The sequence below is a fragment of the Streptococcus sp. WB01_FAA12 genome (assembly GCF_012843315.1).
Taxonomy (GTDB): Bacteria; Bacillota; Bacilli; order Lactobacillales; family Streptococcaceae; genus Streptococcus.
Genome location: NZ_JABAEX010000006.1, coordinates 83,436 through 100,646, shown reverse-complemented (window position 1 = coordinate 100,646; position 17,211 = coordinate 83,436). Strand labels below are relative to the sequence as shown.

34 protein-coding genes are annotated in these 17,211 nt (G+C 41.0%); all 34 read right to left on the bottom strand.

Annotated elements, in window-relative coordinates; all coding sequences use genetic code 11:
- Positions 1-7: 7 nt before the first annotated feature.
- A complete protein-coding gene (locus HF881_RS07845; RefSeq protein WP_000644111.1) occupies positions 8-274 on the bottom strand; it encodes an ACT domain-containing protein in 267 nt (88 codons plus the stop codon).
- 263 nt (positions 275-537) lie between these two features.
- On the bottom strand, positions 538-924 hold the full coding sequence (gene rplQ, locus HF881_RS07840; protein WP_000331493.1) for a 50S ribosomal protein L17: 387 nt from the start codon (positions 922-924) through the stop codon (positions 538-540).
- An 11-nt stretch (positions 925-935) separates the two neighbouring features.
- The gene (locus tag HF881_RS07835) at positions 936-1,871 is read right to left on the bottom strand and encodes a DNA-directed RNA polymerase subunit alpha (protein ID WP_125398490.1); all 936 of its coding nucleotides are present in this window, start codon (positions 1,869-1,871) and stop codon (positions 936-938) included.
- Positions 1,872-1,913: 42 nt separating this feature from the next.
- Positions 1,914-2,297 carry a 30S ribosomal protein S11 gene (rpsK, locus tag HF881_RS07830; RefSeq protein ID WP_001118385.1) on the bottom strand — a complete coding sequence of 128 codons (384 nt, stop codon included), beginning with the start codon at positions 2,295-2,297 and terminating at the stop codon, positions 1,914-1,916.
- A gap of 17 nt (positions 2,298-2,314) precedes the next feature.
- On the bottom strand, positions 2,315-2,680 hold the full coding sequence (gene rpsM / locus HF881_RS07825; RefSeq protein ID WP_000090781.1) for a 30S ribosomal protein S13: 366 nt from the start codon (positions 2,678-2,680) through the stop codon (positions 2,315-2,317).
- A gap of 17 nt (positions 2,681-2,697) precedes the next feature.
- Positions 2,698-2,814, bottom strand: a complete 117-nt coding sequence (gene rpmJ / locus HF881_RS07820) for a 50S ribosomal protein L36 (RefSeq protein WP_001808836.1) — start codon at positions 2,812-2,814, stop codon at positions 2,698-2,700.
- Between the two features lie 24 nt (positions 2,815-2,838).
- Positions 2,839-3,057: a translation initiation factor IF-1 gene (gene infA, locus HF881_RS07815; RefSeq protein WP_001029883.1), complete on the bottom strand. Its 219-nt coding sequence runs from the start codon at positions 3,055-3,057 to the stop codon at positions 2,839-2,841.
- A gap of 116 nt (positions 3,058-3,173) precedes the next feature.
- The gene (locus HF881_RS07810) at positions 3,174-3,812 is read right to left on the bottom strand and encodes an adenylate kinase (protein WP_169447040.1); all 639 of its coding nucleotides are present in this window, start codon (positions 3,810-3,812) and stop codon (positions 3,174-3,176) included.
- A 145-nt stretch (positions 3,813-3,957) separates the two neighbouring features.
- Complete coding sequence (secY, locus tag HF881_RS07805) at positions 3,958-5,268, bottom strand: preprotein translocase subunit SecY (protein WP_000465381.1); 1,311 nt, start codon at positions 5,266-5,268, stop codon at positions 3,958-3,960.
- Positions 5,269-5,279: 11 nt separating this feature from the next.
- Positions 5,280-5,720, bottom strand: a complete 441-nt coding sequence (rplO, locus tag HF881_RS07800) for a 50S ribosomal protein L15 (protein ID WP_000766092.1) — start codon at positions 5,718-5,720, stop codon at positions 5,280-5,282.
- A 144-nt stretch (positions 5,721-5,864) separates the two neighbouring features.
- Positions 5,865-6,047: a 50S ribosomal protein L30 gene (gene rpmD, locus HF881_RS07795; RefSeq protein ID WP_000057241.1), complete on the bottom strand. Its 183-nt coding sequence runs from the start codon at positions 6,045-6,047 to the stop codon at positions 5,865-5,867.
- Between the two features lie 13 nt (positions 6,048-6,060).
- Positions 6,061-6,555, bottom strand: a complete 495-nt coding sequence (rpsE, locus tag HF881_RS07790) for a 30S ribosomal protein S5 (RefSeq protein ID WP_000874204.1) — start codon at positions 6,553-6,555, stop codon at positions 6,061-6,063.
- 17 nt (positions 6,556-6,572) lie between these two features.
- On the bottom strand, positions 6,573-6,929 hold the full coding sequence (rplR, locus tag HF881_RS07785) for a 50S ribosomal protein L18 (protein WP_004251098.1): 357 nt from the start codon (positions 6,927-6,929) through the stop codon (positions 6,573-6,575).
- Positions 6,930-7,012: 83 nt separating this feature from the next.
- A complete protein-coding gene (gene rplF, locus HF881_RS07780) occupies positions 7,013-7,549 on the bottom strand; it encodes a 50S ribosomal protein L6 (RefSeq protein ID WP_169447039.1) in 537 nt (178 codons plus the stop codon).
- 192 nt (positions 7,550-7,741) lie between these two features.
- Positions 7,742-8,140: a 30S ribosomal protein S8 gene (rpsH, locus tag HF881_RS07775; RefSeq protein WP_000245504.1), complete on the bottom strand. Its 399-nt coding sequence runs from the start codon at positions 8,138-8,140 to the stop codon at positions 7,742-7,744.
- 212 nt (positions 8,141-8,352) lie between these two features.
- Positions 8,353-8,538: a type Z 30S ribosomal protein S14 gene (locus tag HF881_RS07770; RefSeq protein WP_001085697.1), complete on the bottom strand. Its 186-nt coding sequence runs from the start codon at positions 8,536-8,538 to the stop codon at positions 8,353-8,355.
- A gap of 17 nt (positions 8,539-8,555) precedes the next feature.
- Positions 8,556-9,098, bottom strand: a complete 543-nt coding sequence (gene rplE / locus HF881_RS07765; RefSeq protein ID WP_000013542.1) for a 50S ribosomal protein L5 — start codon at positions 9,096-9,098, stop codon at positions 8,556-8,558.
- Between the two features lie 23 nt (positions 9,099-9,121).
- On the bottom strand, positions 9,122-9,427 hold the full coding sequence (rplX, locus tag HF881_RS07760; protein WP_000497691.1) for a 50S ribosomal protein L24: 306 nt from the start codon (positions 9,425-9,427) through the stop codon (positions 9,122-9,124).
- Positions 9,428-9,504: 77 nt separating this feature from the next.
- Entirely contained in the window at positions 9,505-9,873 is a 369-nt protein-coding gene (gene rplN, locus HF881_RS07755) for a 50S ribosomal protein L14 (protein WP_000616548.1), read from the bottom strand.
- Positions 9,874-9,898: 25 nt separating this feature from the next.
- Positions 9,899-10,159 carry a 30S ribosomal protein S17 gene (gene rpsQ / locus HF881_RS07750; RefSeq protein ID WP_000440801.1) on the bottom strand — a complete coding sequence of 87 codons (261 nt, stop codon included), beginning with the start codon at positions 10,157-10,159 and terminating at the stop codon, positions 9,899-9,901.
- 24 nt (positions 10,160-10,183) lie between these two features.
- Entirely contained in the window at positions 10,184-10,390 is a 207-nt protein-coding gene (rpmC, locus tag HF881_RS07745) for a 50S ribosomal protein L29 (RefSeq protein WP_000772918.1), read from the bottom strand.
- 9 nt (positions 10,391-10,399) lie between these two features.
- The gene (rplP, locus tag HF881_RS07740) at positions 10,400-10,813 is read right to left on the bottom strand and encodes a 50S ribosomal protein L16 (RefSeq protein WP_000960948.1); all 414 of its coding nucleotides are present in this window, start codon (positions 10,811-10,813) and stop codon (positions 10,400-10,402) included.
- A 3-nt stretch (positions 10,814-10,816) separates the two neighbouring features.
- On the bottom strand, positions 10,817-11,470 hold the full coding sequence (gene rpsC / locus HF881_RS07735; RefSeq protein ID WP_000529936.1) for a 30S ribosomal protein S3: 654 nt from the start codon (positions 11,468-11,470) through the stop codon (positions 10,817-10,819).
- A gap of 12 nt (positions 11,471-11,482) precedes the next feature.
- A complete protein-coding gene (gene rplV / locus HF881_RS07730; RefSeq protein ID WP_000818137.1) occupies positions 11,483-11,827 on the bottom strand; it encodes a 50S ribosomal protein L22 in 345 nt (114 codons plus the stop codon).
- An 11-nt stretch (positions 11,828-11,838) separates the two neighbouring features.
- On the bottom strand, positions 11,839-12,120 hold the full coding sequence (gene rpsS, locus HF881_RS07725) for a 30S ribosomal protein S19 (RefSeq protein ID WP_000533766.1): 282 nt from the start codon (positions 12,118-12,120) through the stop codon (positions 11,839-11,841).
- Positions 12,121-12,223: 103 nt separating this feature from the next.
- Entirely contained in the window at positions 12,224-13,057 is an 834-nt protein-coding gene (gene rplB / locus HF881_RS07720) for a 50S ribosomal protein L2 (RefSeq protein WP_000512905.1), read from the bottom strand.
- Between the two features lie 17 nt (positions 13,058-13,074).
- On the bottom strand, positions 13,075-13,371 hold the full coding sequence (locus HF881_RS07715) for a 50S ribosomal protein L23 (RefSeq protein WP_001055347.1): 297 nt from the start codon (positions 13,369-13,371) through the stop codon (positions 13,075-13,077).
- Positions 13,371-13,994: a 50S ribosomal protein L4 gene (rplD, locus tag HF881_RS07710; RefSeq protein ID WP_000024537.1), complete on the bottom strand. Its 624-nt coding sequence runs from the start codon at positions 13,992-13,994 to the stop codon at positions 13,371-13,373. Before rplD ends, HF881_RS07715 begins: the two co-directional genes overlap by 1 nt.
- A 24-nt stretch (positions 13,995-14,018) precedes the next feature.
- Complete coding sequence (gene rplC, locus HF881_RS07705) at positions 14,019-14,645, bottom strand: 50S ribosomal protein L3 (protein ID WP_000160197.1); 627 nt, start codon at positions 14,643-14,645, stop codon at positions 14,019-14,021.
- Between the two features lie 81 nt (positions 14,646-14,726).
- On the bottom strand, positions 14,727-15,035 hold the full coding sequence (gene rpsJ, locus HF881_RS07700; protein ID WP_001284513.1) for a 30S ribosomal protein S10: 309 nt from the start codon (positions 15,033-15,035) through the stop codon (positions 14,727-14,729).
- Positions 15,036-15,300: 265 nt separating this feature from the next.
- On the bottom strand, positions 15,301-15,927 hold the full coding sequence (locus tag HF881_RS07695; protein ID WP_169447038.1) for a phosphoribulokinase: 627 nt from the start codon (positions 15,925-15,927) through the stop codon (positions 15,301-15,303).
- Positions 15,924-16,520 carry an anaerobic ribonucleoside-triphosphate reductase activating protein gene (gene nrdG, locus HF881_RS07690; protein WP_169447037.1) on the bottom strand — a complete coding sequence of 199 codons (597 nt, stop codon included), beginning with the start codon at positions 16,518-16,520 and terminating at the stop codon, positions 15,924-15,926. Before nrdG ends, HF881_RS07695 begins: the two co-directional genes overlap by 4 nt.
- Positions 16,521-16,525: 5 nt before the next feature.
- Positions 16,526-17,026 carry a GNAT family N-acetyltransferase gene (locus tag HF881_RS07685; RefSeq protein WP_169447036.1) on the bottom strand — a complete coding sequence of 167 codons (501 nt, stop codon included), beginning with the start codon at positions 17,024-17,026 and terminating at the stop codon, positions 16,526-16,528.
- A gap of 43 nt (positions 17,027-17,069) precedes the next feature.
- Positions 17,070-17,210: a hypothetical protein gene (locus HF881_RS07680; protein ID WP_000521635.1), complete on the bottom strand. Its 141-nt coding sequence runs from the start codon at positions 17,208-17,210 to the stop codon at positions 17,070-17,072.
- Between the last annotated feature and the right edge of the window lies 1 nt (position 17,211).

Below are 17,211 nucleotides of genomic sequence, written 5' to 3'. Positions count from 1 at the left end.
TAACCTCCTAGATATTATACATAGCATCAAAAATCGCTGCACTTTGAATATTGATTTTAACATTCAAGGTCTGACCGAACGTTTCAAACTCATTTCGCAGATAAGTAAAATCTTGTTTTTCATCACTAGAAACGACCGCCATCATGGTAAAGTATTCATCCAGTACTGTTTGAGAAATATCGTCAATATTCAAACCCAACTCTGCAATCTTAGTAGACACGCCTGCAACAATCCCAGCCTTATCCTTGCCAACCACTGTAATAATAGCCTTCATTCTTATACTCCATTTCTACGATTTTTAGAAAACCTGAACGTTTTTGATTTTCTTTTTTCCTAGTATAGCATATTTCCATAGAAAATACTAAAAAACGCCTGCTTACGAAGTTGTTCTTAAACAAAAAACAATTTCGTAAACAAGCGTCTACCCTATCAAATGATGATGAGTGTTCCCGCTGGGACCGAAGTCCCAGCGGTAGACCAGAGCTAGACTAAGAGCACAAGACTCCATCATCATAACACTCAACAAAATTGATGATTTTATACTAATTCGATGATCGCCATTGGCGCAGCATCACCACGACGTGGTTCAGTTTTAAGGATACGAGTGTATCCACCGTTACGTTCAGCATAACGAGGTGCGATTTCTGAGAACAATTTTTGAAGTGCTGTAGTAGAAGTGTACTTATCAGTTGCTTCATCATAGTTTTCAGATGCGATTTCATTACGTACGAAAGCAGCTGCTTGACGACGTGCATGCAAATCACCACGTTTACCTAGAGTAATCATTTTTTCAACAGTTTTACGGATTTCTTTAGCACGAGCTTCAGTTGTCACGATTGATTCGTTGATCAAAAGGTCAGTTGTCAAATCGCGAAGCATTGCTTTACGTTGTGAGCTAGTGCGTCCTAGTTTACGGTAAGCCATGTATTCCTCCTTTATTTATCTTTTAATCCAAGACCCAAGTCAATGAGTTTGAGTTTCACTTCTTCCAAACTCTTGCGTCCAAGATTTCGTACTTTCATCATCTCTGCTTCAGATTTTTCTGTCAAATCATGCACAGTATTGATACCGGCACGTTTCAAACAGTTATATGAACGCACAGATAAGTCCAGTTCCTCAATCGTACGATCCAAAATACGATCGTCAGATTCAGTATCAGCTTCTTTCATCACTTCAGTTGACTTAGCAATCTCAGTAAGATTTGTAAACAAATCAAGATGTTCTGTCAATATACGTGCTGAAAGCCCTAAAGCATCTTCTGGAATAATTGTTCCATTAGTCAAGATTTCAAGGGTTAATTTGTCAAATCCATCATTGCTACCTACACGAGCAGGCTCTACTTGATAGTTGACTTTTGTAACTGGTGTATAAATAGAATCTACAGCAAGTGTTCCAACCGGTGCATTATCTTTTTTATTTTCATCAGCAGGTACATATCCACGACCACTGTTAACAGTCATTGTCGCTTTTAGAGAAGAACCTTCACCGATTGTAAAGAGATAATGATCTGGATTTACAATCTCAATATCACTATCAGTCAAAATGTCTCCAGCTGTTACTTCAGCAGGACCTTCAACGTCAAGTTCAATGATTTTTTCGTCTTCAACGTATGATTTCACTGCAATCCCTTTAATGTTCAGAATGATTTGCATCACGTCTTCACGAACACCTGGAACTGTGTCGAACTCATGCAAGACACCTTCAATATTGATAGATGTCACTGCTGCTCCTGGTAGAGAAGCTAGTAGTACACGACGAAGAGAGTTACCAAGAGTTGTACCGTAGCCACGTTCAAGCGGTTCGATTACAAACTTGCCATAATCTTTATTTTCATCAATTTTTGTTATATTTGGTTTTTCAAACTCGATCATTTAGTTACTCCCTCTTAAACGAAAAGCAGTGTAATGCAATGATTATACACGGCGACGTTTTGGAGGACGAGCACCATTGTGTGGCACTGGAGTCACATCACGAATTGCTGTTACTTCAAGACCAGCGGCAGCAAGCGCACGAATAGCTGACTCACGACCAGAACCTGGACCTTTTACAGTAACTTCAACTGATTTAAGACCGTGTTCTTGTGCAGATTTAGCAGCAGCTTCAGAAGCCATTTGAGCAGCGAATGGTGTAGATTTACGAGAACCTTTGAAACCAAGAGCACCTGCTGATGACCAAGCAATTGCATTACCATGCACATCAGTAATCATAACAATAGTGTTATTAAATGTAGCGTGAATATGAGCAATACCAGATTCGATATTCTTTTTCACACGACGTTTACGTGTTGGTTTAGCCAAGACTTTTACCTCCTATATTATTTTTTCTTACCAGCAATCGCAACAGCTTTACCTTTACGAGTGCGAGCGTTGTTTTTAGTGTTTTGTCCACGGACAGGAAGTCCACGACGGTGACGAATACCACGGTAAGAACCGATTTCCATCAAACGTTTGATGTTCAAGTTTACTTCACGACGAAGGTCACCTTCAACTTTGATTGCATCCACTTCACGACGGATAGCATCTTCTTGATCTGATGTAAGGTCACGTACACGAACATCTTCTGAGATTCCAGCAGCAGCCAAAATTTTCTTAGATGTTGCAAGTCCGATACCATAAACATAAGTCAATGAGATTACTACGCGTTTGTCATTTGGAATGTCAACTCCAGCAATACGAGCCATGTTTTCTCCTTTCTATCTTATCCTTGACGTTGTTTGTGTTTTGGATTTGCTGGGCAAATTACCATAACACGACCATTACGACGAATTACTTTACAGTATTCGCAAATTGGTTTGACCGATGGTCTTACTTTCATTTCTTATCCCTCCAAGTTTTTCGATTATTTAAAGCGGTAAGTGATACGTCCACGTGTCAAGTCATATGGACTCATCTCGACAGTAACACGATCTCCCGCTAAAATACGAATATAGTTTTTACGAATTTTACCAGAAACTGTTGCTAAAATCTGATGTCCATTTTCAAGTTCAACCGTAAACATTGCGTTAGGCATTGTATCGACTACTTTGCCTTCAACTTCAATCACATCGTCTTTTGCCACGCAAAAGCACCTCCATAAATTTCGATTTGATGCCTCTAAACATAGAGACAACAATTATAAGTCAGACTATCTCAGTATAACATTTGTAACGATTTTTTGCAAGTGTGAAAAACGCTTTATTTCAAATTTGTCAATACTTTTTCGATGTCTTTGAACACATCATTGATATCTTGATTTCCTTCGATATCGTGAACCAAACCTTTGGCACGGTAGTGAGCAATGATTGGTTCACCTTGTGCAATGTTCACATCCAAGCGACGTTTCACTGTCTCAGGTTTGTCATCTTCACGTTGGTAGTAATCTTCTTCTTTGTAGTCAACTGGTGGATTGAAAACTTTGTGGAAGGTTTCACCTGTTTCACGGTGAATGATACGACCACTCAAACGCTCCAAGAGACAGTCTGGGTTCACTTCGATATTGATCACTCCTTCAAGTTCAATACCAAGTTCAGCTAAAGTTTTATCTAAAGCATATGCTTGTTCGATCGTACGTGGGTAACCATCCAACAAGAAACCTGTTTCTTTGATATCATCCTGTGAAAGGCGTTCTTTAACAATTCCATTTGTAACTTCATCTGGAACCAACTCACCTTTGTCGATGTATGACTTTGCAAGCACACCCATTTCAGTTTGATTTGCCATAGCAGCACGGAACATATCCCCAGTTGAAATGTGTGCCACGTGGAATTGTTCCACAATTTTAGCTGCTTGCGTTCCCTTACCTGCTCCAGGTAAGCCCATAATCAAAAGATTCATGATCTGATCTCCTTATTTTGTATTTAAATAGAAGCAGAAAACTGTTCTAACTCCTATTTAAAAACAAAATAGAAGAGGGGAGACGAAAGTCTCCCTTATAGATAGACTTTCATACTCCACTCTCTAAGCAAAAGTAGTCTTGCTTTTATTCTGTTTTGTCCATGAAACCAACATACTTACGTTTCAATAGGTAACCTTCTAGCTGTTTGATCCCTTCGATACCTGTCGAAATAATGATCAAAAGACTAGTTCCCCCAAAAGCAACCGCTTCTGAGAGCCCAAAGACATCTTTTGCTACAATCGGCAAGATTGAAATCACACCAAGGAAAAGGGAACCGACGGTTGCAAGGCGACGAAGAAGTTTCGACATGAACTCTTCTGTTCCTTTACCAGGACGGACACCGTGGATATAGGCTCCGCTCTTTTGCAAGTTTTCTGCTGCTTTCTCTGGATTGATCTGTACAAATGTATAGAAGAATGTAAAGAGAATAATCAGCAGCGCATACATGGCAACACCTGTTGGAGATGTTGTCGCAAGCATTTCTTGTGCTGTACGTACCCAAGTCCAATCAAGCCCCATAGCGCTGACAAACTGAAGAATAGCCGCAGGAGCTGCCGTAATCGAACTTGCAAAGATAACTGGGATAACACCAGCAGGATTGACCTTCAAAGGAAGGTAAGAACTGGATGGAGCACCTTGAGCAACTTTTGTATATTGGATCGGAATTTTATATTCTGCCTGTTGTACATATGTTGTAAAGTAAACAATCAACAAAACAGCGATAATGAGAATAACGACAAATATAATAGATGACGTCAACCGATCACTTGGAATATTGACAAAATAGTCCACGTAAATGCCATGAATCATCTCTGGAATTGAAGCCACAATCCCAGCAAAGATAATCATAGACACACCGTTACCATATCCCTTATCAGTGATTTGCTCCCCGAGCCAAGTAACAATCATAGTACCTGCAGTCAAGATAATACCAATCGTAACAAAGACTTGAGGTGTTAGATCTGTCGTTAATAATTTTGCACCAGATAGAGTGTTAAAACCAGCAGTGATTCCGATTGATTGCACAAACGCAAGTACAAGCGCAATATAACGAGTAGCCTGGTTTATCTTTCTCCGTCCTACTTCCCCCTGCTTGCCCCACTCTACAAACTTTGGAACAATATCCATTTGTAGCAATTGAACAACGATGGAAGCTGTGATATACGGACTCACACCGAGTGCAAAAACCGAAAAGTTCTTCATGGCATTCCCTGAAACTAAACTAAGCATGTTCAAGAAGGATAATCCACTCAAAGCTTCCAGACTTTTTGCATTCACACCTGGTACAGTAATACTAGTCCCGATACGGAAGACAAGTATGATAAAAATCGTAAAGAGAATTTTTGATCGTACTTTCTTAACCTTGAGGGCCTCTTTTAATAATTTAAAAAACATAGGTCACCTCTCTAGATGACTTCTACTGAACCACCTTTAGCAGTGATAGCTTCTTCAGCTGTTTTTGAGAATTTAGCTGCTTTCACAGTCAACTTCTTAGTCAACTCACCGTTACCAAGAATTTTAACACCTGATTTTTCAGCCTTTACAATTCCTGCTTCGATAAGAACAACTGGAGTAACTTCAGTACCATCTTCAAAAACGTTCAATTGATCAAGATTTACAATTGCGTATTCTTTAGCGTTGATGTTAGTGAATCCACGTTTTGGAAGACGACGGAACAATGGAGTTTGTCCACCTTCAAAACCAAGGCGAACTCCGCCACCGCTACGAGCTTTTTGACCTTTTTGACCGCGACCAGATGTTTTACCGTTACCTGATGAAGTACCACGACCAACACGGTTACGTACTTTACGAGAACCTTCTGCAGGTTTCAATTCATGAAGTTTCATTTATATTTTCTCCTCTTTTGTAAAATGCTAGCGCCGATAAGAGAGAAAAGGTTGTCTCCCTTATCAACTCGCCTATACATCGTCATCTTAGATGACTATACCTAGTTTTAGGGGATGAGTATTGTCACATCCCCTAAAAATTCATTAGTTTACTTCTTCAACTGTTACCAAGTGAGATACTGCAGTGATCATACCACGGATAGCAGCGTTGTCTTCTTTGATAACAGAGCTGTTCAATTTGCCAAGTCCAAGTGCTACAACAGTTTTACGTTGTGATGGAATGCGTCCGATTGGAGACTTAGTCAAAGTAATTTTAATTTGAGCCATTTTATCCCCTTTCTTATGCCAAATCAGAAACTGAAATACCACGAAGGGCAGCAACTTCTTCAGCGCGTTTCAATTGTTTCAAACCTTCAACAGTTGCGCGAACAATGTTGATTGGAGTGTTAGAGCCAAGTGATTTAGATGTAATATCTGCCACACCTGCCAATTCCACAACGGCACGAACTGCACCACCAGCGGCAACTCCAGAACCTTCTACAGCAGGTTTCAACAATACTTTAGCTCCACCAAATTCTGAAAGAACTTCGTGTGGGATTGTTGTTCCAACCATAGGAACTTCAATCAAGTTTTTCTTAGCATCTTCTACTGCTTTACGGATTGCTTCTGGAACTTCTTGAGCTTTACCAGTACCAAATCCTACGCGACCATTGTGGTCACCAACAACAACAAGAGCTGCGAAACGAAGACGACGTCCACCTTTAACAACTTTTGTAACACGGTTAACAGCAACTACGCGTTCTTCTAATTCAACTGCATTGTCTTTAAATGCCATTTTCTAGTGTCCTCCTATTAGAATTTCAATCCGTTTTCACGAGCTGCATCAGCCAAAGCTTTCACACGTCCGTGATATAGATATCCACCGCGGTCGAACACCACTTCTGAAATACCTTTAGCACTTGCACGTTCTGCAACGAGTTTACCGACAGCAACGGCTTGTTCAGTTTTAGTTCCTTTTGAAACTTCTTTGTCAAGAGTTGAAGCACTTGCGAGCGTTACACCCGCTACGTCATCAATCACTTGAGCGTAGATGCCTGTATTAGAACGGAATACGTTCAAACGTGGGCGATCAGCAGTTCCAGAGAGTTTTCCGCGAACGCGACGGTGGCGTTTTTGGCGGAGTTTGTTTTTATCTGGTTTAGAAATCACAGTTTTCACCTCTTTAGTTTTAAATCGTGTGCTATGCACAAAGTTGGAAAATAGGTCGGTGGTTGAAGATCAACCACTCAACATTATTTACCTGTTTTACCTTCTTTAAGACGAACGTATTCGCCAACGTAACGGATACCTTTACCTTTATATGGCTCTGGTGAGCGAAGGCTACGTACGTAAGCAGCTGTTTGGCCAACTACTTCTTTTGAAATTCCGCTGATAACGATTGTCGTTGGGTTTGGAAGTTCAAAAGTAATTCCTTCTGGAGCTTCAACTTCGTCTGGATGAGATTTACCTACAGCCAAAACAAGTTTTTTTCCTTGAAGTTGTGCACGGTAACCAACCCCACGCATTTCAAGTTCTTTCTTGAATCCTTCTGATACACCAATTACCATGTTGTTCAAAAGGGCACGAGTAGTTCCGTGGATAGTTTTCATTTCTTTTGAATCGTTTGGACGGTGAAGAGTTACTTCCGTACCTTCCACGCGAATTTCAATATCTTTTGAGAACTCACGAGTAAGTTCTCCTTTAGGTCCTTTTACAGTTACTACGTTGTCATTGTTAGTGAGTTCAACACCAGCAGGCAACACGATAACTTTATTACCAATACGTGACATGTTTATTTTCTCCTGTTAGATTGTCAGGCCATGATGGCCAGTTTTCACGGGGTTAAAGATACTTATTGTGTTCAATAGCTAAATTGAACACGCTCTAAGAACTGTGCAAAATAGATAAGTTGGCTGGTTTGTAAACAAACTGCTCCAACTTCCTAATTTTGCTTTGTTCTTTACGAGCTTTGTATCTTGATTTTACCAAACGTAAGCGATAACTTCTCCACCAACGTTCTTTTGGCGAGCTTCTTTATCAGTAAGCAAACCTTCAGAAGTTGAAAGGATAGCAATTCCAAGTCCGTTAAGAACTTTTGGAAGATCTTCACGTTTTTTGTAGACACGAAGTCCTGGTTTAGAAACACGTTTCAAGTTAGTGATAACTTTTTCACCGTTTGGTCCGTATTTAAGGAATACACGGATGATGCCTTGTTTGTCATCTTCGATGATTTCTACGTTCTTAACAAAACCTTCGCGTTTAAGGATTTCAGCAATCCCTTTTTTGATGTTTGATGCAGGTACTTCAAGTACTTCGTGTTTTGCTTGGTTAGCGTTACGAATACGAGTTAGGAAGTCTGCGATTGGGTCAGTCATAACCATTTTTTATTCTCCTCTTACTAGTAGTTTGCAAGTCGCACTTGCTAGTTAATGATTGAGCTAGGCTCAGATAGTATTGACACATTCAAATGAGATAACTCTTATTTGAACACGAGCTACAACCTGTGCAAAAAAGATAGATTTGTTTTGGAGCATCGCTCCTACACCAAATCTCCTATTTTTGCTGTGGTTGTTACGCTCTTTGTATCATGATATTACCAAGATGCTTTTGTTACACCAGGAATTTGTCCTTTGTAAGCTAATTCACGGAAGCAAACACGGCAAAGTTTAAATTTGCGGTAAACTGAATGTGGACGACCACATTTTTCACAACGAGTATAAGCTTGAGTAGAGAACTTCGCTGGACGTTTGTTCTTAGCAATCATTGATTTTTTAGCCATTAGATTTACCTCCTATATTATTTTGCAAAAGGCATTCCAAGGCCTGTAAGCAATGCACGTGACTCTTCGTCAGTGTTAGCAGTTGTTACGATAACGATGTCAAGACCACGAGTTTTGTCAACGTCATCAAAGTTGATTTCTGGGAAAATCAATTGTTCTTTCACACCAAGTGTGTAGTTTCCGCGTCCATCAAATGATTTTGTTGGAACACCGTGGAAGTCACGCACACGTGGAAGTGAAACTGAAACCAATTTGTCCAAGAATTCATACATACGTTCACCACGAAGGGTAACTTTTGCACCGATCGCTACACCTTCACGAAGACGGAAGCCGGCGATTGATTTTTTAGCTTTAGTGATAAGTGGTTTTTGACCTGAGATAAGTGCCAATTCTTCAGCAGCTTTTTCAAGACTTTTAGCGTTTGATACAGCTTCACCAACACCCATGTTCAAAACGATCTTATCTACTTTAGGCACAGCCATCACTGATGAGTAGTTGAATTGTTCTGTCAAAGCAGGAACTACTTCATTAAGATATTTTTCTTTTAAACGATTTGCCATTATACTTCTCCTTTCCTTCGTGATTAATCAAGCACTTCGCCTGATTTTTTGTTGTAGCGAACTTTTTTACCGTCTACAAATTTGTAACCAACACGACCAGCCACACCATTTTTGTCCAAAACTTGAACGTTTGATACGTGGATAGCTGCTTCTTTCTCGATGATACCACCTTGAGGAAGCTCGTTAGTTGGACGTTGGTGTTTCTTAACGATGTTAACACCTTCAACGATAACTTTGTTTACTTTTGGAAGGGCAGTAAGGACAACAGCTTCTGTTCCCTTATCTTTACCAGCGATTACGCGAACTTTGTCGCCTTTTTTTACAAACATTAGGTTTCTCCTTGATTTTTCTTACGCCCATAAGGGCACCCTAGCTTGAAGCTAGGGGACTAGTTTGTTTCTAAAAATTAAAGTACTTCTGGAGCAAGTGATACGATCTTCATGAAGCCACCTTCACGCAATTCACGTGCAACTGGACCAAAGATACGTGTTCCGCGAGGAGTTTTGTCTTCACGGATGATAACTGCTGCATTTTCGTCAAATTTGATGTATGAACCATCAGCACGACGAGCACCTGATTTAGTACGAACGATAACAGCTTTTACAACGTCACCTTTTTTAACCGCACCACCAGGAGTAGCTTGTTTTACAGATGCCACAATGACATCACCGATGTTCGCAAATTTACGTTTAGAACCACCAAGAACTTTGATAGTCAAGATTTCGCGTGCACCGCTGTTGTCTGCGACTTTCAAACGAGTTTCTGTTTGAATCATTTCAGTTTTCTCCTTTCAGGCTTGATTAGATGATAACCGCTTCTTCAACAACTTCTACAAGACGGAAACGTTTTGTAGCTGAAAGCGGACGAGTTTCCATGATACGTACGATATCGCCTTCTTTGGCAACATTGTTTTCATCATGTGCTTTGTATTTTTTAGAGTAGTTAATACGTTTACCATAGACTGGGTGGTTACGTTTTGTTTCAACTACAACTGTGATTGTCTTGTCCATTTTGTCAGATACAACACGTCCAACAAGAACTTTACGATTATTGCGTTCCATTGAAATTTCTCCTTCCCTAGTCTATTATTTCGCTTCAGATTGAACTGTTTTGATACGAGCGATTTGTTTTTTAACTTCTTTCAAGCGAGCTGTTTGTTCCAATTGACCAGTAGCAGCTTGGAAACGAAGTTCAAACAATTCTTTTTTCAATTCGTTTTCGCGCTTCGCGAGTTCTTCTTGAGAAAGACCACGAAGTTCTTTAACAAATTCTTTTACTTCATTAAGTTTCATGCCTTCTCCTTATTCTGCTTCACGTTTTACGAATTTACATTTAACTGGCAATTTGTGGCTAGCAAGACGAAGCGCTTCGCGAGCGATCTCTTCAGATACACCAGCAACTTCAAACATCACTTTACCACGTTTAACTGGTGCTACCCAACCTTCAGGTGCCCCTTTACCAGATCCCATACGCACACCGATAGCTTTAGCAGTGTATGATTTGTGTGGGAAGATTTTAATCCAAACTTTACCACCACGTTTCATGTAACGAGTCATGGCGATACGAGCAGCTTCGATTTGGCGGTTAGTAATCCAGTGGCTAGTTGTAGCTTGAAGACCGTATTCACCGAATGCTACTTCTTTTCCACCTTTTGCTTCACCGCGCATTTTTCCACGGAATTCACGACGGTGTTTAACACGTTTAGGTACTAACATTGGTTATTTACCTCCTTTAGTGTTTTTACGAGCTGGAAGAACTTCACCACGGTAGATCCATACTTTAACACCAAGTTTACCGTATGTTGTATCTGCTTCTTCCCAAGCGTAATCGATATCTGCACGAAGTGTGTGAAGTGGAACAGTTCCTTCAGAGTATCCTTCAGCACGGGCTATATCTGCACCGTTCAAACGACCTGATACTTGAGTCTTGATTCCTTTAGCTCCAGCACGCATTGCACGTTGGATTGCTTGTTTTTGTGCACGACGGAAAGCAACACGTTGCTCCAATTGACGAGCAATTCCTTCACCTACAAGGTGAGCATCCAAATCAGGTTGTTTGATTTCGATGATGTTGATGTGTACTTGTTTTCCAGTCAATTTGTTAAGTTTTGCACGAAGTGCATCAACGTTAGCACCACCTTTACCGATAACCATACCTGGTTTAGCAGTGTGAAGTGAAACGTTAACTTTGTTTACTGCGCGTTCGATTTCGATAGTTGAAACAGCTGCGTCAGCAAGTTCTTTTTGAACGAATTTACGGATTGCAAGATCTTCATGAAGGTAATCCGCGTATTCTTTTTCAGCATACCATTTGGCATCCCAATCACGGATGATGCCGACACGCATACCAATTGGATGTACTTTTTGACCCACGATTTTACCTCCTTATTTTTCTGCAACAGCCACAGTAATGTGAGCTGTACGTTTGTTGATTGGTGAAGCTGAACCTTTCGCACGTGGACGGAAACGTTTCATAGTTGGTCCTTCGTTTGCGAATGCTTCAGATACTACCAAGTTAGCTTTGTCCAAACCAAAGTTGTTTTCAGCGTTAGCTACAGCTGAGTTCAAAACTTTCAAGATGATTTCAGCAGCTTTGTTTGGTGTGAATGTCAAGATTGCAATAGCATCGGCTACGCTTTTACCACGGATGTTGTCAAGAACAAGACGTGATTTACGAGGTGAAACACGTACTGTACGAGCCATTGCTTTAGCTGAAGTAATTTCTGCCATTTATGTTCTCCTTATTTTCTACGTGTTTTCTTGTCGTCTGCAGCGTGACCTTTGTAAGTACGAGTTGGTGCAAATTCACCAAGTTTGTGACCTACCATGTCTTCTTGGATGTAAACAGGTACGTGTTTACGTCCGTCATAAACTGCAATAGTGTAACCAATGAAACTTGGGAAGATCGTTGAACGACGTGACCAAGTTTTGATAACTTTTTTCTTTTCGTCGTTAGCTTGAGCTTCAACTTTTTTCATCAAATGCTCATCGACGAAAGGTCCTTTTTTAAGACTGCGTCCCATTTTTATATTTTCTCCTTTAAATGTTGTACCACAGCGGCTTGCGCTCACATGGAGCGCTACCGAGCTGGCGGATTTCCTAGTTGCTTAGGCGACTAGTTTACTATTATTTCTCGTTGCGACGACGAACGATAAGTTTGTCAGATTTCGCTTTCTTGTTACGAGTTTTAAGACCAAGAGCAGGTTTGCCCCATGGAGTAGATGGCGCTTTACGACCAACTGGTGCTTTACCTTCACCACCACCGTGTGGGTGATCGTTAGGGTTCATTACAGAACCACGAACTGTTGGGCGGATACCTTTCCAACGGCTACGTCCTGCTTTACCAAGGTTTACAAGTCCATGTTGTTCGTTTCCGACAACACCAACTGTAGCACGACAAGTTCCAAGAATCATACGAACTTCGCCAGATTGAAGACGAACAAGAACATATTTACCTTCTTGACCCAATACTTGAGCAGAAGCTCCAGCAGCACGTACCAATTCTCCACCACGACCTGGTTTCAACTCGATGTTGTGGATCAAAGTACCAACTGGGATGTTAGCAAGTGGAAGAGCGTTTCCGACTTTGATATCTGCTTCTGGACCTGAAACGATACGTTGACCAACTTCAAGACCTTTTGGAGCGATGATGTATGCTTTCACACCGTCAGTGTAGTGTACAAGAGCGATGTTTGCAGAACGGTTTGGATCGTACTCGATTGTTTTAACAACAGCTTCAACGTTGTCTTTGTTACGTTTGAAGTCAACCAAACGGTAGAAACGTTTGTGTCCACCACCTTGGTGACGAACAGTGATACGACCGTTGTTGTTACGACCAGCCTTGTTCTTCAAAGCAACAAGCAATGATTTTTCAGGAGTGCTTGTTGTGATTTCAGCGAAATCCAAAGAAGTCATATTACGGCGACCGTTTGTTGTTGGTTTATAAACACGAATTCCCACGATATTTCCTCCTTAGATTATTCAGCTTCAGCAGCAAACAACTCGATTGCTTTTGAATCAGCTGTAAGTGTGATGATAGCTTTTTTAGTTTTGTTAGTAAAACCAGTATAACGTCCAACACGTTTAGCTTTTGGTTTTACGTTGATTGTATTAACGTTGGCAACTTTAACACCTTCGAAAGCAGCTTCAACAGCTTGCTTGATCAAAAGCTTGTGTGCACGAGTGTCAACTTCAAATACATATTTACCTGCTTCAAGTTGAGCCATTGAGCTTTCAGTGATGACAGGTTTTTTGATAACATCATACAAATTCATTATGCAAGAACCTCCTCGATTTTAGAGATAGCTGCTTGTGTGACAAGAAGTTTGTCGCTATTTGCGATGTCAAGAACACTTGCAGTTGTAGCAGTTGCAACTTTCACGTTTGGAAGGTTACGAGCTGAAAGAGCTGCGAATTCATTTCCTTCTTCAAGGATAACAAGAACTTTAGAATCGATGCTCAATGCTGCAAGAACTTTTGCAAACTCAGCAGTTTTTGGAGCTGTAAATGAAAGAGCGTCTACAGCTACGAATTTGTTTTCAGCAACTTTTTCAGAGTAAACTGATTTAAGAGCTAGGCGACGAACTTTTTGTGGAAGTTTGTAGCCGTATGAACGTGGAGTTGGTCCGAAGACAACACCACCACCACGCCATTGTGGTGAGCGGATAGAACCTTGACGAGCACGTCCAGTTCCTTTTTGACGCCATGGTTTGCGTCCACCACCTGATACTGCAGAGCGGTTTTTAACAGCGTGTGTTCCTTGACGAAGGCTTGCGCGTTGGCTGATGATCACATCAAACACAACTGATTCATTTGGTTCGATACCAAATACTGCATCGTTAAGAACAACTTGGCCAGCTTCTTTACCAGTTTGGTCAAATAATGTTACGTTTGCCATTGTGACTGATTTCCCCTTTCTTTATTATTTACCAGCTTTAACTGCTGATTTGATAGTGATAAGAGATTTCTTAGCACCTGGTACGTTACCTTTGATAAGGATAACGTTCTTTTCTGGAACAACTTGTACAACTTCAAGGTTTTGAATTGTTACGCGGTCGCCACCCATACGTCCTGCAAGGTTTTTACCTTTGAATACGCGGTTAGGTGCAACAGGCCCCATAGAACCTGGACGACGGTGGTAACGAGAACCGTGAGCCATTGGTCCACGTGATTGTCCGTGGCGTTTGATAACACCTTGGAAACCTTTACCTTTAGAAGTACCAGTTACGTCAACAACGTCTCCAGCTGCGAATGTTTCAACTGTGATTTCAGCACCAACTTCCAAGCCTTCAACGTTTTTGAATTCACGAATGAAGCGCTTAGGAGCCGTGTTAGCTTTCGCTACATGTCCTTTAGCAGGTTTGTTGCTCAATACTTCGCGTTTGTCATCGAAACCAACTTGGATAGCGTTGTATCCGTCTGTTTCAACAGTTTTAACTTGAAGAACAACGTTTGGAGTTGCTTCAATAACTGTTACAGGGATCAATTCGCCAGCTTCAGTGAAGATTTGAGTCATTCCCACTTTTTTCCCTAAGATTCCTTTTGTCATGAGAAAATAGTTCCTTTTCTATATTTTTATTCAAAAAGTTTTTAACGAGCGTTTTTTATGCTCAAGGTATCAAGCTTTAAATTAAAGTTTGATTTCTACGTTTACACCACTTGGAAGATCCAATTTCATCAAAGCATCAACTGTTTTTTGAGTTGGGTTAACGATATCGATCAAACGTTTGTGTGTACGCATTTCAAATTGTTCGCGAGAGTCTTTATATTTGTGAGTCGCACGAATGATTGTGTAGAGGCTACGCTCAGTTGGAAGTGGGATTGGACCCGCAACTTGTGCACCTGTACGAGTAGCTGATTCTACGATTTTTGCAGCCGCTGTGTCAAGCGTACGGTGTTCGTAAGCTTTCAAACGGATACGGATTTTTTTGTTTGCCATCTTTTTCTCCTTTTCGTCTATTTAAGATAATAGGCTAGCTCCACAAGAAAACCGACGCGCGTTGCGTGGCAATGCAACCGAGCGTGTCGCAACCTCTTGCATCAAAGCTAAAGCTGTAATTTACAGCACCATAATAGAATAACACAAAACCCCTGCGATTGCAAGGGATTTGTAAGCTTTTTTTCGTTTTTTTGGGATGAAACTGTTTTCCTATTTCATCTTCATACAATTACTAATTTACGACTATTAAAACCAATCTTTTTTTCTATATAATACGAGTCATGTTGACTTCAAACTTATCTTCTGATTGATCCACTAAGACATCCGCTTTAGACTCGTTTTGTCTATAGTATCGCAGATACTGCTCCCGTCTCATCTGATGACTAGCTAACACAAAGGAAGCATCTCGATTTCTCATAATCGTATCTCGAGCTAGACGCCTCTTTAATTCTGTTTCTTCGTCCGCGTAGAAGCAGATGGTTTTGTCAAAGAGTTCCTTGGGTAGAAAACCCACAGACATCCCTTCAACAATCAGAATCGGTTTGGCTCCAGATAAGATCTCGCTAGCCTTCCAAGGTTCATCGATTGTTAAGATATCCATACCTGCCTGCAAGGCGAGAATATCTCTCTGCAAACTTGCCAGTTCATGCGCCACTGGAAGGCAAGCTGTCACCTTTTGATCAGGTGCTTGCTTTGGTATTACCAGGTGACGTTCTGAAGTGATATAGGGATCTGTTTCTAACAAATTTACTTTTGTAGAATCTAAGGCTTGATATAATTCTTGAGCAAAGGTAGACTTACCTGAAGCGCCATGGCCGTAAATCCCCAGTGTTTTGACTTTTCCCATTTCTATCTCTGAGACCAGTTGTTCTATCAGGTCTTTTTTCTTCATTCTCTCTTCACCTGTTCATAGTTTTCTTTTCCGTCATTGAGCTTGTCCCAAATCACCACTTGCCCACTTTTGAGGGATTTTTGTACATCGATAATTCGTTGATTAGAGGAACCTCGAAACTGGAGCATGAGATTGCGCTTGCTTTTATCATACCGTCCATCAACAAGGATGTCAATCAGCGACAAGAGTTCCAATTTATCTGGAGTTTCCAGCATCATTTCTTCCCACGTGTAGCCCGTCCAGGACCAGATGTCTTTATCTGGCAATTCCTTTCGAATGCGTTTAACGAGTGGCAAGAGAATACCTGTATTAAGAAAAGGCTCTCCTCCTAGCAGGGTCAATCCTTGAACATAGGGCTGGGCAAGATCTTCCATGATCTGTTCTTCTAATTCTGCTGTATAAGGAATACCTGCGTTGAAAGACCAAGTCGCAACATTATAGCACCCCTCGCAGTGGAACATACAGCCTGCGACATAGAGGGAGTTGCGCACGCCTTCTCCATCGACAAAGTTAAAGGCCTTGTAGTCAATGATTCGCCCCTGACTGAGTTCTTCACTTTTCCACTCGCCTGGTTTTGGTGTATTCCATGTCATGCTGTCTACTCCAAGTCTATCCAATAGCGCTCCGTTCCGTTTCGAACATCCTCCAACTCCCCACCATTAGCTAAGATAACAGCTCGGCTTGCTGGATTTTCTGTGCTACAAGTCACTAAAGCTCGTTTAATATTCTTTCCCTTAGCAACTTGTAGACCTTGTCGGAGGGATTCTTTGGCATAACCCTTACCTCTTTCAGATGGACGAATGGAGTAGCCAATATGGCCCCCATTTTCTAGTAAGTAGTCATTTAATCGGAGACGAAGGTTGAGAAAGCCAAGAGCCTGGCCTGCTACGTCAAAACTAACCAGCTGGATAGCAGGAACCCAGTTTTCAGGAATATTGAGTCCCGCTTCCGCTTGAAGATTTTCTTCTAGCCACTCTTCATAAACAAAATTGTTGGCGTTCCAAAACCCACCATCGTGGGCTGATTGGCTCTGCTCAAACTCTGCCATCATGTCTAATATAGTTTCCTTATCTGCCAATGTTGGTCTGCGTAGTATCATTTTTACCTCCAATTAAGAGAAAAGCGAGAGGCAACTCTCACTTTTATTTTTTCTTGTTCTTGTTTAAAAATTGTTCTCTAAGGTTGAGCAAGCGTTCTTTTTTGCCTGTTCCACCTTTAGAGTACTTCTCGTGATAACGGGTTACTTGTGCACGTCCCTTATCGTCTAATTGGTATTTCCCCATT

What these genes read in the sequence shown, in the direction of transcription:
- HF881_RS07845 (WP_000644111.1), bottom strand. Translation starts at nt 274, where the DNA reads ATGAAGGCTATTATTACAGTGGTTGGCAAGGATAAGGCTGGGATTGTT.
- rplQ (WP_000331493.1), bottom strand. Translation starts at nt 924, where the DNA reads ATGGCTTACCGTAAACTAGGACGCACTAGCTCACAACGTAAAGCAATG.
- HF881_RS07835 (WP_125398490.1), bottom strand. Translation starts at nt 1,871, where the DNA reads ATGATCGAGTTTGAAAAACCAAATATAACAAAAATTGATGAAAATAAA.
- rpsM (WP_000090781.1), bottom strand. Translation starts at nt 2,680, where the DNA reads ATGGCTCGTATTGCTGGAGTTGACATTCCAAATGACAAACGCGTAGTA.
- rpmJ (WP_001808836.1), bottom strand. Translation starts at nt 2,814, where the DNA reads ATGAAAGTAAGACCATCGGTCAAACCAATTTGCGAATACTGTAAAGTA.
- HF881_RS07810 (WP_169447040.1), bottom strand. Translation starts at nt 3,812, where the DNA reads ATGAATCTTTTGATTATGGGCTTACCTGGAGCAGGTAAGGGAACGCAA.
- secY (WP_000465381.1), bottom strand. Translation starts at nt 5,268, where the DNA reads ATGTTTTTTAAATTATTAAAAGAGGCCCTCAAGGTTAAGAAAGTACGA.
- rplO (WP_000766092.1), bottom strand. Translation starts at nt 5,720, where the DNA reads ATGAAACTTCATGAATTGAAACCTGCAGAAGGTTCTCGTAAAGTACGT.
- rpmD (WP_000057241.1), bottom strand. Translation starts at nt 6,047, where the DNA reads ATGGCTCAAATTAAAATTACTTTGACTAAGTCTCCAATCGGACGCATT.
- rpsE (WP_000874204.1), bottom strand. Translation starts at nt 6,555, where the DNA reads ATGGCATTTAAAGACAATGCAGTTGAATTAGAAGAACGCGTAGTTGCT.
- rplF (WP_169447039.1), bottom strand. Translation starts at nt 7,549, where the DNA reads ATGTCACGTATTGGTAATAAAGTTATCGTGTTGCCTGCTGGTGTTGAA.
- rpsH (WP_000245504.1), bottom strand. Translation starts at nt 8,140, where the DNA reads ATGGTTATGACTGACCCAATCGCAGACTTCCTAACTCGTATTCGTAAC.
- HF881_RS07770 (WP_001085697.1), bottom strand. Translation starts at nt 8,538, where the DNA reads ATGGCTAAAAAATCAATGATTGCTAAGAACAAACGTCCAGCGAAGTTC.
- rplE (WP_000013542.1), bottom strand. Translation starts at nt 9,098, where the DNA reads ATGGCAAATCGTTTAAAAGAAAAATATCTTAATGAAGTAGTTCCTGCT.
- rplX (WP_000497691.1), bottom strand. Translation starts at nt 9,427, where the DNA reads ATGTTTGTAAAAAAAGGCGACAAAGTTCGCGTAATCGCTGGTAAAGAT.
- rplN (WP_000616548.1), bottom strand. Translation starts at nt 9,873, where the DNA reads ATGATTCAAACAGAAACTCGTTTGAAAGTCGCAGACAACAGCGGTGCA.
- rpsQ (WP_000440801.1), bottom strand. Translation starts at nt 10,159, where the DNA reads ATGGAACGCAATAATCGTAAAGTTCTTGTTGGACGTGTTGTATCTGAC.
- rpmC (WP_000772918.1), bottom strand. Translation starts at nt 10,390, where the DNA reads ATGAAACTTAATGAAGTAAAAGAATTTGTTAAAGAACTTCGTGGTCTT.
- rplP (WP_000960948.1), bottom strand. Translation starts at nt 10,813, where the DNA reads ATGTTAGTACCTAAACGTGTTAAACACCGTCGTGAATTCCGTGGAAAA.
- rplV (WP_000818137.1), bottom strand. Translation starts at nt 11,827, where the DNA reads ATGGCAGAAATTACTTCAGCTAAAGCAATGGCTCGTACAGTACGTGTT.
- rpsS (WP_000533766.1), bottom strand. Translation starts at nt 12,120, where the DNA reads ATGGGACGCAGTCTTAAAAAAGGACCTTTCGTCGATGAGCATTTGATG.
- HF881_RS07715 (WP_001055347.1), bottom strand. Translation starts at nt 13,371, where the DNA reads ATGAATTTGTATGATGTTATCAAAAAACCTGTCATCACTGAAAGCTCA.
- rplD (WP_000024537.1), bottom strand. Translation starts at nt 13,994, where the DNA reads ATGGCAAACGTAACATTATTTGACCAAACTGGTAAAGAAGCTGGCCAA.
- rplC (WP_000160197.1), bottom strand. Translation starts at nt 14,645, where the DNA reads ATGACAAAAGGAATCTTAGGGAAAAAAGTGGGAATGACTCAAATCTTC.
- rpsJ (WP_001284513.1), bottom strand. Translation starts at nt 15,035, where the DNA reads ATGGCAAACAAAAAAATCCGTATCCGTTTGAAAGCTTACGAACACCGT.
- HF881_RS07695 (WP_169447038.1), bottom strand. Translation starts at nt 15,927, where the DNA reads ATGAAGAAAAAAGACCTGATAGAACAACTGGTCTCAGAGATAGAAATG.
- nrdG (WP_169447037.1), bottom strand. Translation starts at nt 16,520, where the DNA reads ATGACATGGAATACACCAAAACCAGGCGAGTGGAAAAGTGAAGAACTC.
- HF881_RS07685 (WP_169447036.1), bottom strand. Translation starts at nt 17,026, where the DNA reads ATGATACTACGCAGACCAACATTGGCAGATAAGGAAACTATATTAGAC.
- HF881_RS07680 (WP_000521635.1), bottom strand. Translation starts at nt 17,210, where the DNA reads ATGGGGAAATACCAATTAGACGATAAGGGACGTGCACAAGTAACCCGT.